Here is a 13,784-nt window from a genome sequence, read left to right as displayed (position 1 = left end):
ACTCGGAGCACCCAGGCCCATCGGAGTACCCAGCCCCACCCCGGAGGAAGCCCGCATGGCCCTGACCGTCGCCGCCCCGCCCTCGTCCAGCCTCTGGAACCGGAACTTCGGCCTTTACTTCACCGCCCGCATCGTCTCGATGCTCGGCGACACGATGATCCCGGTCGCCACGGCCGTCGCGATGCTCTCGCTCGGCTACGGGGTGAGCGGCGTCGGGTACGCGCTGGGCGCCTGGATGGGCGCGTTCGCCCTGTTCGTCGTGTTCGGCGGGGTGTTCGCGGACCGCTTCCACCCGGTGCCGCTGATGATCGGCGCGGACGCCGTCCGCCTGCTGACCCAGGGGTCGCTGGCCGGCTACCTCTGGCTCGGCCGTCCGCCGCTGGCGTTCATCGTCGGCGGGGCGCTGCTCGGCGGCGTCGCCACCGCGATGTTCCAGCCGGGCACGAACAGTCTGGTCCCGCAGGTCGCGGACGACGCGCAGCGGGCCAACGGCGTGCTGCGGGTCAGTCAGGGCATCGCCACCATGGCCGGGCCCGCGCTGGCCGGCCTGCTCGTCGCCTCCACGTCCGCCGCCTGGGTGTTCGCGGTGGACGCGGCCACCTTCGCGGTCAGCGGGGTCTGTCTGCTGGCGCTGCGGCTGCCGCCGTTCGAGGTCGACCGGTCGGAGTCCACCCTCGCCAACCTGCGCACCGGCTGGGACGAGTTCCGGTCCCGGTCCTGGCTGTGGGCGGTCATCCTGATCTGGTGGGTGCTGGGCGTCTTCGTCTGGGGCCCGATCACCCCGCTCGGCGCGGCCTCGATCATCGCCGCGCACGGCAAGGCCGCCTTCGGCCTCGCCGAGGGCGCGTTCGGGGCCGGCTGCGTCCTCGGCGGCCTGGTCGCCATCCGGATCCGCCCCGCCCGGCCGCTGTTCGGCGGCGCGGTCGCCATGTTCCTGTTCCCGCTGATGCCGCTCGCCGCGGGCCTGGTGCCCGCGCTGCCGCTGGTCATGCTCGGGTACGGGCTGAGCGGCGTCGGCTGGGCGTTCTGGGGCGTCCAGTGGTCCACCACCGTACAGACCCGGATCCCCGAGGACCGGCTCAACCGGGTGTCCGCGTACGAGATCGCGGGCTCCATCCTGGCGGTGCCGCTCGGCCAGGCGCTCTCCGGGCCGGCCGGCTCGCTGTTCGGCGTCCACCGGCTGCTGCTGGTCGCCGCGCTGACCGCGCTGGGCTGCGCCGTCACGCTCCTGCTCGTCCGCCCGATCCGCCGGCTCCCCCGCGCCGCCGGGCGTCCATGAACTCTCGCAGCCGGTGGCGCTCTCGCTCATCGCCATCGTCCACTTCGTGCTCGACGAGGACGACCCGCAGGGCATCGTGCGCCGCTTCATGGACGCCCTCGCGCCCGGCAGCTTCCTCGCCCTGACAGGGTTCACCGCCGACACCGACCCGGTCGGCGTCGTCGGCGTCGGCCGCGAGTACAACGCGCGCGGCATCCCGCTGCAGATCCGCGACAAGGCGGAGACGGAGGCCTTCTTCGACGGCTACGAGCTCCTCGACCCCGGTGTGACGCTCGTCCACCACTGGCGCCCGGACGCGGACGCCGCGCCGGTCCGGGACCAGGACATCGCGATGTACGCGGGCGTGGCGGTCAAGCGCTGACGCCCCGCCAGGCCTCAGCGGGGCGCGGAGACCAGGCCCGCCTCGTAGGCGAGGATGACCAGCTGCACCCGGTCGCGGGCGTCGAGCTTGGCGAGCAGCCGGGTCATGTACGTCTTGACGGTGGCGATGCTGAGCACCAGCTCGGCGGCGATCTCGGTGTTCGACAGGCCGCGGCCGACCAGGGTGAGGATCTCCCGCTCGCGGTCGGTGATCGCGGCCAGCCGCTGGTGGTCCGCCTCTGGCGGCGTCCCGGCCGGTGCCGCCTGCCCCGCGAACGTGGAGATCAGACGGCGGGTGACGCTCGGCGCGATGAGGGCGTCCCCCGCCGCGACCACCCGCACGGCGGCGAGGATGTCGTCCAGGGCCATGTCCTTGACCAGGAACCCGGACGCCCCGGCGCGCAGCGCCCCGTACACGTGGTCGTCGTCGTCGAAGGTGGTGAGGACGACGACCCGGGTCGGCCCGCCGTCCGCGGTGACCAGGCGGGTGGCCTCGATGCCGTCCATGCCGGGCATCCGGATGTCCATCACCACGACGTCCGGCCGCAGTTCGGCGGCCAGCCGGACGGCCTCGGTGCCGGTGCCGGCCTCGCCGACCACCTCGACGTCGGCGGTCTCCGCGATGACCATCTCCAGCGCGGCCCGGACCAGCGGCTGGTCGTCGGCCAGTACGACGCGGATCACCGTCCGACCTCCGCGGAGAGCGGCAGCCGGGCCGTCACGCGGAAGCCGCCGTCGGGGCACGGGCCGGCGCTGAACTCGCCGTGCAGCAGCGTGACCCGCTCGCGCAGCCCGGCGAGGCCGAACCCGCTGCCGGGGGTGGTGCCGTGGCCGCGGCCCCGGTCGGTGATCTCGACGGACACCTCGTCCTCCTTGCTGCGGTCGACGGAGACCCGGCAGGAGCGGACGCCCGCGTGGCGCACCACGTTGGTGACCGACTCCTGGATGATGCGGAACGCCGAAAGGTCGATCTCGGGCGGCAGCGGCCCCTGGTCGCCCAGCCGCCGGACCTCGACCTCGACGCCCGCTGCGGTGGTCGTGGCGGCCAGCCGGTCGAGGTCGGCCAGGCCCTGCGGGGTGGTGGCCGACACCTCCCCGTCGGCCTGGCGCAGCGCGACGAGCATCCGGCGCAGTCCGGCCAGGGTCTCCCGGCCGGCGGCCTCGATCTCGCCGAGCGCCTCCCGGGCCCGGTCCGGCCGGGTGTCGATGACCCGGCGGGCGGCGCCGGCCTGGAGGGCGACGATGCCGATGCTGTGCGCGACGGTGTCGTGCATCTCGCGGGCGATCCGCAGCCGTTCGGCGGTGACCGCCTCGGTGGCCGCCCGGCTGCTCAACGCCTCGGCGTGCTCGCGGTTCTGACGCACCGAACGGCCGGCCAGCCAGGCGATGAGCGCGAGCAGGGCGGCGCCGTCGGCGGAGCCGATGTGGGTGCCGGTGAAGATGCCGACGGTGTTGCCGTGCACCAGGCCGATGTGCAGCACGAGCACGGTCAGGACCAGCGTGAACGCGATACGGGAACTGCGGCGCGGCCGGGTCGCGGTGATCAGGAAGAGCGCGGCGTACACGGCCAGCAGCGAGGCCGGGGACACCTGGGTGTCCGCCCGCCAGCCGTCGGTCTCCGTGAAGGCGGCGACGACCAGCAGGGTGACCGAGAGCACCGGCAGGCGGCGCACCAGCGCGGCGCCCACGAAGGCCACCGCCGTGTCGGCCAGGGTGAACGCCAGACCGCCGTGCAGGGCGGGGCCGTTGTGGTGCCGGGTGGTACCGCCGAGCAGGACGGACGGGTAGGCGGCGGCCACGCACCAGGCGAGTCCGACCCAGACCTCGGGCGGGACGCGCCGGAACAGCGGCGGAGCAGGCGTTGCGAACATACGAAGATCGTATCGACGGGCTGTGGACCCGTCATCGGACTCCGGCCGTACAACCACGGATGACATCCGCCGCCTTGTGATGTCAGCGCCGGTCCGATGTGGCCCCGGCGCCCGCCCCGGCACTGTTGAGCCCATGATCGAAGTCACCGAGCTGACGAAGCGCTACGGCCGCAAGACCGCCGTCGACCGCCTCACCTTCACCGTCCGACCCGGCCACGTCACCGGCTTCCTGGGCCCGAACGGCGCCGGCAAGTCCACCACCCTGCGGATGCTCCTCGGCCTCAACGACCCCACCGGCGGCACCGCCACCGTCGGCGGCCGGTCCTTCCGGAACCTGCCGCGCGGCCTGCGCCACGTCGGCGCCCTGCTCGACGCGGGCGACGTCCACGGCGGACGCACCGGCCGGGCCCACCTGCGGGCGCTGGCCCGCAGCAACGCGATCCCGTCCGGCCGGGTCGAGGAGGTGCTGCACGAGGTCGGGCTGGCCGAGGCCGCGGGCCGCCGGATCGGCGGGTACTCGCTCGGCATGAAGCAGCGGCTCGGCATCGCCGCCGCGCTGCTCGGCGACCCGCCGGTGCTGCTCTTCGACGAGCCGCTCAACGGGCTCGACCCCGAAGGCGTGCTGTGGGTGCGCGGACTGTTCCGGCGCCTCGCCGCCGAGGGGCGGACGGTGTTCGTCTCCAGCCACATGATGACGGAGATGGAGCACACCGCCGACCGGCTCGTCGTGATCGGCCGGGGCCGGCTGATCGCCGACGAGAGCCTCGCCGGGTTCGCCGCCCGGGCCGGCCGGTCGAGCGTCACCGTCGTCGCGGCCGAACCGGCCGCGCTCACGGGCGTGTTGACGGCCGCGGGCGCCACCGTCCGGCCCGACGGCGCCGGCGCACTCACCGTGACCGGCCTGGACGCCACCCGCATCGGCGAACTCGCCCTGGAACACCGCCTGTTGCTGCACGCCCTGACCACCCGCACCGCCTCCCTGGAGGAGGCGTTCATGGAACTGACCGCCGACAGCGTCGAATACCTCGCCGGAGAGCCCCGATGAGCACCCCGACCCTCGCCCCTGCCCCCTCCCCCGCCTCGACCGGCGCCGAGCCGCGCGCCAGCTTCGGCGACCTGCTCGCCGCCGAGTGGATCAAGCTCTGGTCGCTGCGCTCGATCCCCTGGGTGCTGCTGCTCAGCGCCTCGGTGATCGTCATCGTCGCCGCCAGGGGCGCGAGTTACACCTACGACCACTTCGACCCCAGTCCGGCCGCCCACTACTACCAGACCGCGCTGACCGACTCGTTCAACACCATCGGGGCCGACGTGGTGATGCTGGTCGCGGGCGGTCTCGGCGCCTTCGTCGTGGTCAACGAGTACGCCAGCGGGCTGATCCGGACGAGCCTCGCGGCCGTCCCCGACCGACGGGCGCTGCTGCTCGCCAAGGCCCTCGTGCTCACGGCGGTCGTGCTCGGCTGGGGTGCCGCCGTCGCGGGCACCTCCTTCGGCATCGCGCAGGCGATCCTGTCCGGCCGGGGCATCGGACTGTCGATCACCGACCCCGGCGCCTTCCGGTTCGTCGCCGGAGCCGCGCTGTTCGCGCCGGTGTGCGCCCTCGTCGGTCTGTGCCTCGGCGTCCTGATCCGGCACACCGCGGCAAGCATCGTGAGCACGATCCTGGTGCTCTTCTTCGTGCCCGCCTTCTTCACCGACACCTACCGCTGGTCGGCCGACATCTCGCACGCCCTGCCGTTCACCGCCTGGCGCCGCCTGTCCGTGGTCGACCTGCGGGACCAGTTCGTGTCGCCGTACCCGGCCACCGTCACGAGCGCCTGGATCGCCTTCGCGGTGTGGTCCCTCGCCTCGGTCGCGATCGCGGCACTCGCCATCCAGCGCCGGGATCACTGACCGCCCGGCGGGGCGGGGCCCGGCTCGTCCGTGGGCCCCGCTGCCGGACGGTTCAAGCGATCTACCCGCCGCGCCGCCCGGCCGCCAGGTCCAGCAGGGCGACCAGCAGGGCCGCCAGCACCAGGCCCACCGCCACCGTCGTCCCCAGCTGGAAGGCAAGCGCCCAGTCCGGGTGCCCACCCTGGGCGTGCGTGAAGAACACCGAGCCGACGATCGCGATCCCCACCGCCGAGCCGACGCGCTGCGCGGTCTGCAGTACGCCGCCCGCGCTGCCGGCCCGGGCCAGCGGCACCTGCTGGAGGGTCAGCGTCTGGTTCGGGGAGATCACCAGGCCGCTGCCGGCGCCGGCCACCAGCAGCGGCAGCGCGGTCGCCCAGCCCGTCGCCGAGCCCGACACCAGCTGCACCACCAGGGCCGAGGCCACCAGCCCGAGCAGCACCAGCACCAGCCCGCCCACCACCAGCCGCCGCCCCAGCCGGGTGACCACCCGCCCGCCCAGCGTCGCCGCACCCGCCGAACCGGCCGCGAACGGCGTGATCGCCAGGCCCGCAGCGAGCGCCGAGTAGTGCAGGCCCGTCTGGAGGTAGAGCGTGAAGATGAAGAAGATCGCGGTGAACCCCGCGAAGTACACCAGCGAGAGCAGCACCCCCGCCGCGTACGACCGCACCGCGAACAGCTCCATGCTCACCAGCGGCTCCCGGCGCCGCGCGTAGTACCGCTCCCAGCCGACGAAGGCCCCCAGCAGCGCGGCCGCCGTCGGCAGCAGCAGCCAGCGCGCGGCGCTGTGCCACTGCTGCTCCTGGACGAACGGCAGCAGCAGCGCGACCGTCCCGGCGCCGAGCAGGAGCACCCCGACCGGGTCGAAGTCCCGCTGCCCGGCCCGCTCGCCCGGCGGCGGGGGCGGCGGGAGCAGCCGGTAGGCGATCGGCAGCGCGACGGCGCCGATCGGCAGGTTGACGAGGAACACCCACCGCCACCCGTCCTGCGGCCCGAACAGGTGGATCAGCAGCCCGCCCAGCAGCGGCCCGACGGCGGTGGACACCCCGATCGTCGAGCCGAGCGCGCCGAACGCCCGGCCGCGGTCGGCGCCCTGGAAGAGCGTCTGGATGAACCCGGACACCTGCGGCACCAGCACCCCGCCCGCCGCGCCCTGGACCAGCCTCGCCAGGACCAGCCACTCCTGGTCCTGCGCCGCGCCCGCGAGCGCGCTGGCCAGCGTGAACAGGGCGAGCCCGGTGAGGAACACGGCCCGCCGGCTCCGCGCGTCGCCGAGCCGCCCGGCCGGAACGAGGATCAGCCCGAAGGCGAGCGCGTAGCCGCTCAGCACCCACTGCAGGCCGCTCTCCGACATGTGCAGCCCGGTGCGGACGGTCGGCAGGGCGACGTTGACGATGCTGACGTCCAGCAGGGTCATGAACCCGGCGACCAGGCACACCGCGAGCGCCCGCCAGCGTCGCGCGTCGGCCCGCCCGCCGGCGGCGGAGGCGCCGGGAGAGTTCGGGTTCGCGGTACAGGGCGGAGAGGCCGTCATGGTCGCTCCCTTCCGGGGCGGTCGGTCGGACCGGCCCACAGGGAAGGTCGTGCACACACCGGAATGCCCATCGTCACCCCGCCCCGCCCGCACCGCCACACGGGCTCCGTCGGATCACCCGGACGGCCGAACCGCCTCGCGGCCGGCCAGGGACGACACGAGGCTGTGGGCACGACTGTCGCCACCGAGAGCCGGCCGTCCGGGAACGCGCCGCGGGCCTAGGCGGTCAGGGGCTTGGCCAGGACGAGTTCGCGGTGGACGCCGTCGTCGAGGAGGTCGCCGAGTTCGTCGGTGTCGGTGAAGGCGTGGCGGCGGTAGAGGGCGATGGCCGCGTCGTTGCGGGGCATGACGGCGAGCTTCAGCGTCCGGTAGCCCTCGGTCGTGGCCCAGTGCGCGATCTCGGTGATCAGGCGGTCGCCGACGCCCCGGCCGCGGGCGGCGGGGCCGACCCACATGGAGATCAGCTCGGCGGCGGTCGGATCCTCGTCGGCGGGGACGCCGCTGGCCATTGCGGCGGGGGTGCCGTCCAGGACGGCGACCAGGTCGAGGGCGCCGGGGATCTCCAGGCGGGAGCGCCAGCGGTCCTCGTGGTCGCCGGCGCCCTGCCAGTCGGCGAGGGTGGAGCCGAAGGCGTAGGGGGCCTCGGCGAGGGCGGCGAGGCGGAGTTCGCGCCAGAGCGGCCAGTCGTCGGAGGTCAGGCGGCGCAGTTCGAGATCGTGCGGTTCAGGCATAGTGCGGACCTTGCCGTACGCCCTGCCGGTACAGCAAGCGGATTATCCGGTTCAGCCGGCGAGCGGCGGGTTGAGGCGGGCGAAGGCCTCCTGGCGCCGGTACGGGAAGTACGGGTACGGGGCCGTGCGGGCGCTCGCCGCGTCGAGGCGGGCCACCTGATCGTCCGTCAGCGACCAGCCGATGGCGCCCAGGTTCTGGCGCAGCTGCTCCTCGTTGCGGGCGCCGATGATGACGGAGGAGACGGTCGGGCGGCGCAGCAGCCAGTTGATGGCCACCTGGGGGATGCTGCGGCCGGTCTCCTCGGCGATCACGTCGAGCGCGTCGACGACGCGGTACAGCAGTTCGTCCTCGACCGGCGGGCCGTAGTCGGCGGTGTCGTGGAGGCGGCTGCCGGCCGGGAGCGGCTGACCGCGCCGGATCCTGCCGGTGAGGCGGCCCCAGCCGAGCGGGCTCCAGACGAGGGCGCCGACGCCCTGGTCGTGGCCGAGCGGCATCAGCTCCCACTCGTAGTCGCGGCCGACGAGGGAGTAGTAGACCTGGTGGGCGGCGTAGCGGGGGCGGCCGAAGCGGTCGGCGACGGCGAGGGACTTCATCAGCTGCCAGCCGGAGAAGTTGGAGACGCCGGTGTAGCGGATCTTGCCGGCCCGGACGAGGTCGTCCAGGGTGGCGAGGACCTCCTCGACGGGGGTGGCGGCGTCGAAGGCGTGCAGTTGGAAGAGGTCGAGGTAGTCGGTGCCGAGGCGGCGCAGCGCGTCCTCGACGGCCTTGACGAGGCGGGCCCGGGAGGTGCCGGCGTCGTGCGGGCCGTCGCCGAGCGGCAGGCCGGCCTTGGTGGAGATGAGCACCTGGTCGCGGCGGCCGTGGATGGCCTTGCCGAGGACTTCCTCGGAGGCGCCGTCGGAGTAGACGTCGGCGGTGTCGAACATGGTGACGCCCGCGTCGATGGCGATGTCGAGCAGGCGGCGGGCCTCCTGGTCGTCGGTGGTGCCCCAGGCGCCGAAGAGCGGGCCGCGCCCGCCGAAGGTGCCGGTGCCGAGGCTGAGTGCGGGGACCTTGAGTCCGGAGGCGCCGAGCCGGCGGTATTCCATGGCGGTGTCGGTCACGGTGTCCATGGCGGTGTCCATGATGATTCTCCCCTCGGAGCCCCTTAACGGGACTCCAATTCCGTTAGGATGACTCGACCCTAGCAGAGTCCGCCCAGCTAATGGAACAGGAATCCCGTTAATGGCCGTCGATCATCCCGAGTCCCCCACCCCGGGCACGGTCCGCCCCGGCGGCCGCACGGCGCGCGTGCGCACCGCCGTCCTGCGGGCCGCCGAGGACGCCCTGGTCGAGCACGGGTTCGCCGGCCTCGACCTGGGGGACATCGCCCAGCGGGCCGAGGTGGGCCGGACCACCGTCTACCGCCGCTGGGGCAGTACGACCGCGCTGGTCGCCGACCTGCTCGCGGACATGGCCGAGCAGTCGCTGCCGCGCACCCACAGCGGCTCGCTCACCGAGGACCTGCGGGCCAACGCGCGGCTCGTCCGGCGCACCCTGGCCGACCCCCGGCAGGGGGCGCTGTTCCGGGCGGTGATCGTGGCGGCGAACTGCGACGCGGGCGCGGCGGAGGCGCTCCAGCGGTTCTACCGGGTCCGGATCGCCGAGTGGGCGCCCTGCGTCGCCGAGGCCGTCGAACGCGGGGAGCTGCCCGCGGACACCGACCCGGCGGAGGTGGTCCGGGCCGTCTCGGCGCCGCTGTACTACCGGATGTTCACGACGGCCGATCCGCTGGACGAGGCTGCCGCCGACCGCGCCGCGGCAGCGGCCGAGGCAGCGGCCCGGGCGGGTGCGTACCGGCGGTAACGCGATGGAAACGCGGACGGCCGCACGGCCCGAGAGGGCGGTGCGGCCGACGGTCCACAAAGCGTCAGTCGAGGTCCAGGTAGCCCTCGCGCAGCTCGTCCACCACGTTCTGCCAGAAGTCGTACTCGTCCAGGTCCAGGCCCAACTGCTCCAGCAGCCCCGTGAATTCGGCCAGCGCCGTCGCGTCGCCGTCGTCGAAGCGCTCCTCGTAACGGGCCAGCACGGCGAACGCGGCCAGCGCCTGCGGCACCGACTCGGCCACGTAGCCCGCGTGGCCGGCGGCGTGGTCCCAGCCGTTCGGGTCGTACGCCTCCACCGAGCCGCAGACGCCGTCCACCATCAGGTGCAGCTCGTTGACGAGCCCGACGCAGTAGGCGTAGCCGTCCGGCGGGGTGTCGTCGTCGGGGTAGCGGCGACCGAAGATCTCGTCCGGATCCGCCTCCCACAGGCCGCGCTCGGGGAGGCTCTCCCCGTCGAACCCGGTGAAGGCGTTATGCACGGCCGGGATGCCGATCTCGGTCAGGAACGCCCGGGTCTCGGCGTCCTCCAGCCCCTCGGGCAGCGACTCCGGGCTCGGGCGCCACAGGGTGCCCTGGCCGAAGTGCGACTCCAGCCACTCGGCGGTGGGGTTCCTGGTAACGGCCGACAGGTCGGTTCCAGGTACGGATGCGGATGCGGTCATGGGTGTATCTCCCCCGGTCAGAGCGGTGCAACGGCCCTATCCAAGCGCATCGCACCGACAGCAGTTGCTACCGGGTCAGGTCCTCCAGGACGGCATGCGCCGCGTTGTGCCCGGGGATGCCGCTGACGCCGCCGCCACGGATCGCGCCCGCACCGCACAGCAGGACGTTCGGGTACCCCGTCGCCACACCCCAGCGGGCGGCGCCGCCGCCGACGTCCCCATCCGCGAAGGGGAACGAGAGGTCCTGATGGAAGATGTGACCGCCCGGCAGGCCGACCTCCCGCTCCAGGTCGAGTGGCGACTTGGCCTCCACACAGGGCCGCCCGTCGGCGTCCGTGGCCAGACAGTCGGCGATCGGCTCGGCCAGCACCTCGTCGAGCTGCGCCAAACTCGCGGCCAGCGCACGCTCCTTGGCGGACGGGTCCGCGAACAGCCGCGCGGGCATGTGCAGTCCGAACAGGGTCAGCGTGTGGAGGCCACGGCGGAGCGCGCCCGGTCCCAGGATCGAGGTGTCGGTGAGTGTGTGACAGTAGATCTCCGACGGCGGCGCCGAGGGCAGCCGGCCCGCGTCCGCCTCGGCGTGGGCCGTCTCCAACTGCCGGTAGCCCTCGGCGATGTGGAACGTCCCCGCGAAGGCATCACGCGGATCCACGGCGGCGTCCCGGAGCCTCGGCAGCCGGCGCAGCACCATGTTGACCTTCAGCTGCGAGCCCTCCGGCGCGGGACCGGGCTCCTCTCCGAGCAGCCGGGCCAGGGTCGCCGGAGCGGCGTTCACCAGCGCCTTGCGGCCCACCGCCACCGACTCCCCGCCCTCGTGACGGTACGTCACCTCGGCGTCGCCGAGGCCGTCGGTGGCGATGGCGGTGACCTCGCAGCCGGTCCGGAGCTCCGCGCCGGCCGCGAGCGCCGCCTCGGCCAGCGCGTCCGTCACCGCGCCCATCCCGCCGACCGGGACATCCCAGTCGCCCGTGCCGTTGCCGATCACGTGGTACAGGAAGCAGCGGTTCTGCAGCAGTGAGGGGTCGTGGGCGTGGGTCAAGGTGCCGATCAGCCCGTCCGTCAGCACCACTCCGCGCACGAGGTCGTCGGCGAAGGTCCGTTCGATCGTCTCGCCCAGCGGCCGTTCGAAGAGCGTCTCCCAGGCGGCGTCGTCCCCGACCCGCCGGCGCAGCTCGGCGCGCGAGGGCAGCGGCTCGGTGAGCGTCGGGAACACCCGCCGGGCCACCTGGCCGGTCGTCCCGTAGAAGCGGCGCCAGGCCTCCCACTCCCGGTCGGTGCCGGTCAGCGCCCGGAACGACTCCCGGGTCCGGCCGGGATCCGCCGCGTCCACCAGCAGCCCGACCGGCTTGCCGTCCCGCTCGGCGGGCGAGTACGAGGCGATCCGGCGCCGCCGGAGTTCCAGCCGCAGCCCCAGCTCCCGCACCACCTTCCGCGGCAACAGGCTCACCAGGTAGGAGTACCGCGACAGGCGGGCGTCGACCCCCGGGAACGCCCGGGCCGACACCGCCGCTCCGCCCACCTGCGGCAGCCGTTCGAGCACCACCACCCGCCGCCCGGCCCGCGCGAGGTACGCCGCCGCCACCAGGCCGTTGTGCCCGCCGCCGACGATCACGGCGTCGTACCGGGAGGACGCGTTCGTGTTCACGCCGTCACGGTACGGCAGTCCCGGCTGCCGGGGTACACCTCCGATAGGACGATCCCGGCCGCTTGGGTACACCTCGGACAGGCCGGACGCTCCGTCACCTGTTCGCCGCGCACCGGCTGCGCAGTGCATCCGCTCTTCGTAGCGTCATGGCCATGACGATTGCATCGAAGACCCGGGCGGCCTGGCTTGCCGCTCTGACGAGCGCGGCTCTGGCCGTGGGCACAGGCCCGGCCCTGGGCAGCGAGGCTCGCACGATTCCCTACTACCACCAGCAGCTGAACAACGACTGCGAGGCCGCCGCGCTACGGATGGTCCTCGCCGCGCGCGGTGTGAAGGTGGACGACCAGGCCGTCCTGGACCGGATCGGCGTCGACCGGGTGCACTACCAGTTCGGACATTCCGGCTCGCTGTCCGGGGACCCGTACGCGGCTTTCGTCGGCGACCCGGACGGCTCGGAAGTGGACGGCACCGGCTTCGGCGTGTACTACCCGCCGGTGGCAAAGGCCGCCCGCGACTTCGGACTCACCGTGGTCCGGTCGGGCTCGGGCATCTCGACCCAGAACCTGAAGGACCACCTGGCGGCCGGCCACCCGGCGATCGTCTGGGTGGACTACCTGTGGCGCCACCTGGCGTCGACCACGTACACCGCCTACGACGGGAAGAGAGTCCTGTACGCGGGGCCCGCGGAGCACGCGGTCGTCGTCACCGGCTTCGGCGACGGCACGGTGTCGGTCAACGATCCCGCGCGCGGCCGTACGACGGTCTCGGCGAAGGACTTCGACAACGGATACGCCACCTACGGCCGGATGGCGGTCGTCATCAGCTGACGTCCCCGGCCATCCGGCCCCGGTGAGGCGGCGGGCCCAGCAGAAGCGGCGGGCTCAGAAGGCCGGCTTAGAAGAAGTCGTCGTCGTCGCCCTCGTAGTAGTTGTTGATGACCACCTCGGGCTCGTCGTCGCTCAGCGCCTCGTTGAGGAGCGCGCCGCCGACCAGGCCCGCCGCGCCCGCGCCGAGCAGGGCGCCGGTGCCGTAGCGGCGACCGCCCTGCGCGGGCTGGCCCTGGCCGGGGACCTGCGGGTAACCCTGCTGCGGGTAACGCTGCTGGACCGGCTGCGGATAGCCCTGCTGCGGGGAGTAGAACGGCGGCGGGGTGGTCTGCACCCGCTGGGCGCAGGCGACGCACGCCTGGATCTGGCGCGGCACGCCCCACTGCGGCGACCACAGCACCGCGGTCGAGCCGACGCCGTGCGAGGGGTCGAAGAAGCACGTCACTGGAGAACTCCCTGGTTCTTGCCGGGTCGTGGGAGCAGCGGGGGCATCGGCGACCACGGGCGCCGATACCGAAGCCGGAGCCGGAGCCGGAGCGGGCGCAGGCGCGGACTGGAGGCCTTCGACGCCGAAGTCGGTGGCGACGCCCGCCAGCCCGGCCGCGTAGCCCTGCCCCACGGCGCGGAACTTCCAGTCCGCGCCGTGCCGGTAGAGCTCGCCGAACACCATCGCCGTCTCGCTCCCGGCCTCGGGCGCCACGTCGTACCGCGCCACCTCGCCGCCGTCCGGGTCGGTGAGGCGGATGTACGCGCCGCGGACCTGACCGAAGGTCTGGGACCGCTGCGCGGCGTCGTAGATGGCGACCGCGAACACGATCCGCTCGACCTCGGCGGGGACGTCCGCGAGCCGGACGTCGATCCGCTCGACGTCGCCCCCGCCGGCCCCGTCGCCACCGTGGTTGCCGTGGTGGCGGACGGAACCGTCCGGACTCTGCAGGTTGTTGAAGAAGACGAAGTGCCGGTCCGAGATGACTTTCCCGGACCGGCCGCACAGCAGCGCGCTGGCGTCCAGGTCGTACCCGGCACCCGCCGTCCAGCCGAGGCCCACCTGCACGACCCGCAGCCCGGGGGCCTGCTTCCCCAGGGAGACGTTGCCGCCCTTCGTCAGGCCCACACCCATGG

Annotated in this window: 14 protein-coding genes; 6 read left to right on the top strand and 8 right to left on the bottom strand. The window is 73.6% G+C overall.

The annotated features are described in order from the left end of the window. Positions 1–55 precede the first annotated feature (55 nt). Positions 56–1,279, top strand: a complete 1,224-nt coding sequence (locus tag KV557_RS11525) for an MFS transporter (RefSeq protein ID WP_218199736.1) — start codon at positions 56–58, stop codon at positions 1,277–1,279. A 13-nt stretch (positions 1,280–1,292) separates the two neighbouring features. After that, the gene (locus KV557_RS11520) at positions 1,293–1,640 is read left to right on the top strand and encodes an SAM-dependent methyltransferase (protein ID WP_218199735.1); all 348 of its coding nucleotides are present in this window, start codon (positions 1,293–1,295) and stop codon (positions 1,638–1,640) included. 14 nt (positions 1,641–1,654) lie between these two features. Here the strand turns inward: KV557_RS11520 and KV557_RS11515 are convergent, their stop codons facing one another. Together KV557_RS11515 and KV557_RS11510 are read right to left on the bottom strand one after the other, a co-directional pair. Then, on the bottom strand, positions 1,655–2,323 hold the full coding sequence (locus KV557_RS11515) for a response regulator transcription factor (protein WP_308129855.1): 669 nt from the start codon (positions 2,321–2,323) through the stop codon (positions 1,655–1,657). Then, positions 2,320–3,510 (bottom strand): sensor histidine kinase, encoded by a 1,191-nt coding sequence (locus KV557_RS11510; RefSeq protein ID WP_218199734.1) that lies wholly within the window; start codon positions 3,508–3,510, stop codon positions 2,320–2,322. The genes KV557_RS11515 and KV557_RS11510 overlap by 4 nt, the downstream gene beginning before the upstream one ends. Before the next feature lie 133 nt (positions 3,511–3,643). Between KV557_RS11510 and KV557_RS11505 the strand changes: the two genes are divergently transcribed. Further along, on the top strand, positions 3,644–4,555 hold the full coding sequence (locus KV557_RS11505; RefSeq protein WP_218199733.1) for an ATP-binding cassette domain-containing protein: 912 nt from the start codon (positions 3,644–3,646) through the stop codon (positions 4,553–4,555). Next, positions 4,552–5,400 carry an ABC transporter permease gene (locus tag KV557_RS11500; RefSeq protein ID WP_218199732.1) on the top strand — a complete coding sequence of 283 codons (849 nt, stop codon included), beginning with the start codon at positions 4,552–4,554 and terminating at the stop codon, positions 5,398–5,400. The genes KV557_RS11505 and KV557_RS11500 overlap by 4 nt, the downstream gene beginning before the upstream one ends. 61 nt (positions 5,401–5,461) lie before the next feature. On the opposite strand, the gene KV557_RS11495 is transcribed toward KV557_RS11500, so the two are convergent. The 3 genes from KV557_RS11495 to KV557_RS11485 form a co-directional block, all read right to left on the bottom strand. Beyond that, the gene (locus KV557_RS11495; protein WP_218199731.1) at positions 5,462–6,931 is read right to left on the bottom strand and encodes an MFS transporter; all 1,470 of its coding nucleotides are present in this window, start codon (positions 6,929–6,931) and stop codon (positions 5,462–5,464) included. 218 nt (positions 6,932–7,149) lie between these two features. Beyond that, entirely contained in the window at positions 7,150–7,662 is a 513-nt protein-coding gene (locus KV557_RS11490; protein ID WP_218199730.1) for a GNAT family N-acetyltransferase, read from the bottom strand. Positions 7,663–7,713: 51 nt separating this feature from the next. Beyond that, entirely contained in the window at positions 7,714–8,751 is a 1,038-nt protein-coding gene (locus KV557_RS11485; protein ID WP_218199812.1) for an aldo/keto reductase, read from the bottom strand. Positions 8,752–8,887: 136 nt separating this feature from the next. Here KV557_RS11485 and KV557_RS11480 point away from each other — a divergent pair, with 136 nt between their 5' ends. Further along, positions 8,888–9,508 carry a TetR/AcrR family transcriptional regulator gene (locus tag KV557_RS11480; protein ID WP_218199729.1) on the top strand — a complete coding sequence of 207 codons (621 nt, stop codon included), beginning with the start codon at positions 8,888–8,890 and terminating at the stop codon, positions 9,506–9,508. Between the two features lie 64 nt (positions 9,509–9,572). Here KV557_RS11480 and KV557_RS11475 read toward each other — a convergent pair whose 3' ends face one another. Beyond that, complete coding sequence (locus KV557_RS11475) at positions 9,573–10,190, bottom strand: SUKH-4 family immunity protein (RefSeq protein ID WP_218199728.1); 618 nt, start codon at positions 10,188–10,190, stop codon at positions 9,573–9,575. Between the two features lie 67 nt (positions 10,191–10,257). Continuing rightward, positions 10,258–11,835 carry a phytoene desaturase family protein gene (locus KV557_RS11470; protein WP_308129854.1) on the bottom strand — a complete coding sequence of 526 codons (1,578 nt, stop codon included), beginning with the start codon at positions 11,833–11,835 and terminating at the stop codon, positions 10,258–10,260. 152 nt (positions 11,836–11,987) lie between these two features. Between KV557_RS11470 and KV557_RS11465 the strand changes: the two genes are divergently transcribed. Continuing rightward, positions 11,988–12,662 (top strand): C39 family peptidase, encoded by a 675-nt coding sequence (locus tag KV557_RS11465; RefSeq protein WP_218199726.1) that lies wholly within the window; start codon positions 11,988–11,990, stop codon positions 12,660–12,662. 67 nt (positions 12,663–12,729) lie between these two features. Here KV557_RS11465 and KV557_RS44040 read toward each other — a convergent pair whose 3' ends face one another. Next, positions 12,730–13,782 carry a TerD family protein gene (locus tag KV557_RS44040; RefSeq protein WP_218199725.1) on the bottom strand — a complete coding sequence of 351 codons (1,053 nt, stop codon included), beginning with the start codon at positions 13,780–13,782 and terminating at the stop codon, positions 12,730–12,732. Positions 13,783–13,784: the final 2 nt, after the last annotated feature.

The organism is Kitasatospora aureofaciens, assembly GCF_019192735.1.
Classification (GTDB): Bacteria; Actinomycetota; Actinomycetes; order Streptomycetales; family Streptomycetaceae; genus Kitasatospora; species Kitasatospora aureofaciens_A.
The sequence above is the reverse complement of the archived record's forward strand: the minus strand, read 5'-3'. Positions and strand labels throughout refer to the sequence as shown.

Excerpts from the sequence above, each read along its gene's own strand:
- KV557_RS11525 (WP_218199736.1), top strand. The coding sequence starts at position 56 with ATGGCCCTGACCGTCGCCGCCCCGCCCTCGTCCAGCCTCTGGAACCGG.
- KV557_RS11510 (WP_218199734.1), bottom strand. The coding sequence starts at position 3,510 with ATGTTCGCAACGCCTGCTCCGCCGCTGTTCCGGCGCGTCCCGCCCGAG.
- KV557_RS11505 (WP_218199733.1), top strand. The coding sequence starts at position 3,644 with ATGATCGAAGTCACCGAGCTGACGAAGCGCTACGGCCGCAAGACCGCC.
- KV557_RS11500 (WP_218199732.1), top strand. The coding sequence starts at position 4,552 with ATGAGCACCCCGACCCTCGCCCCTGCCCCCTCCCCCGCCTCGACCGGC.
- KV557_RS11495 (WP_218199731.1), bottom strand. The coding sequence starts at position 6,931 with ATGACGGCCTCTCCGCCCTGTACCGCGAACCCGAACTCTCCCGGCGCC.
- KV557_RS11490 (WP_218199730.1), bottom strand. The coding sequence starts at position 7,662 with ATGCCTGAACCGCACGATCTCGAACTGCGCCGCCTGACCTCCGACGAC.
- KV557_RS11485 (WP_218199812.1), bottom strand. The coding sequence starts at position 8,751 with ATGGAATACCGCCGGCTCGGCGCCTCCGGACTCAAGGTCCCCGCACTC.
- KV557_RS11480 (WP_218199729.1), top strand. The coding sequence starts at position 8,888 with ATGGCCGTCGATCATCCCGAGTCCCCCACCCCGGGCACGGTCCGCCCC.
- KV557_RS11475 (WP_218199728.1), bottom strand. The coding sequence starts at position 10,190 with ATGACCGCATCCGCATCCGTACCTGGAACCGACCTGTCGGCCGTTACC.
- KV557_RS11465 (WP_218199726.1), top strand. The coding sequence starts at position 11,988 with ATGACGATTGCATCGAAGACCCGGGCGGCCTGGCTTGCCGCTCTGACG.
- KV557_RS44040 (WP_218199725.1), bottom strand. The coding sequence starts at position 13,782 with ATGGGTGTGGGCCTGACGAAGGGCGGCAACGTCTCCCTGGGGAAGCAG.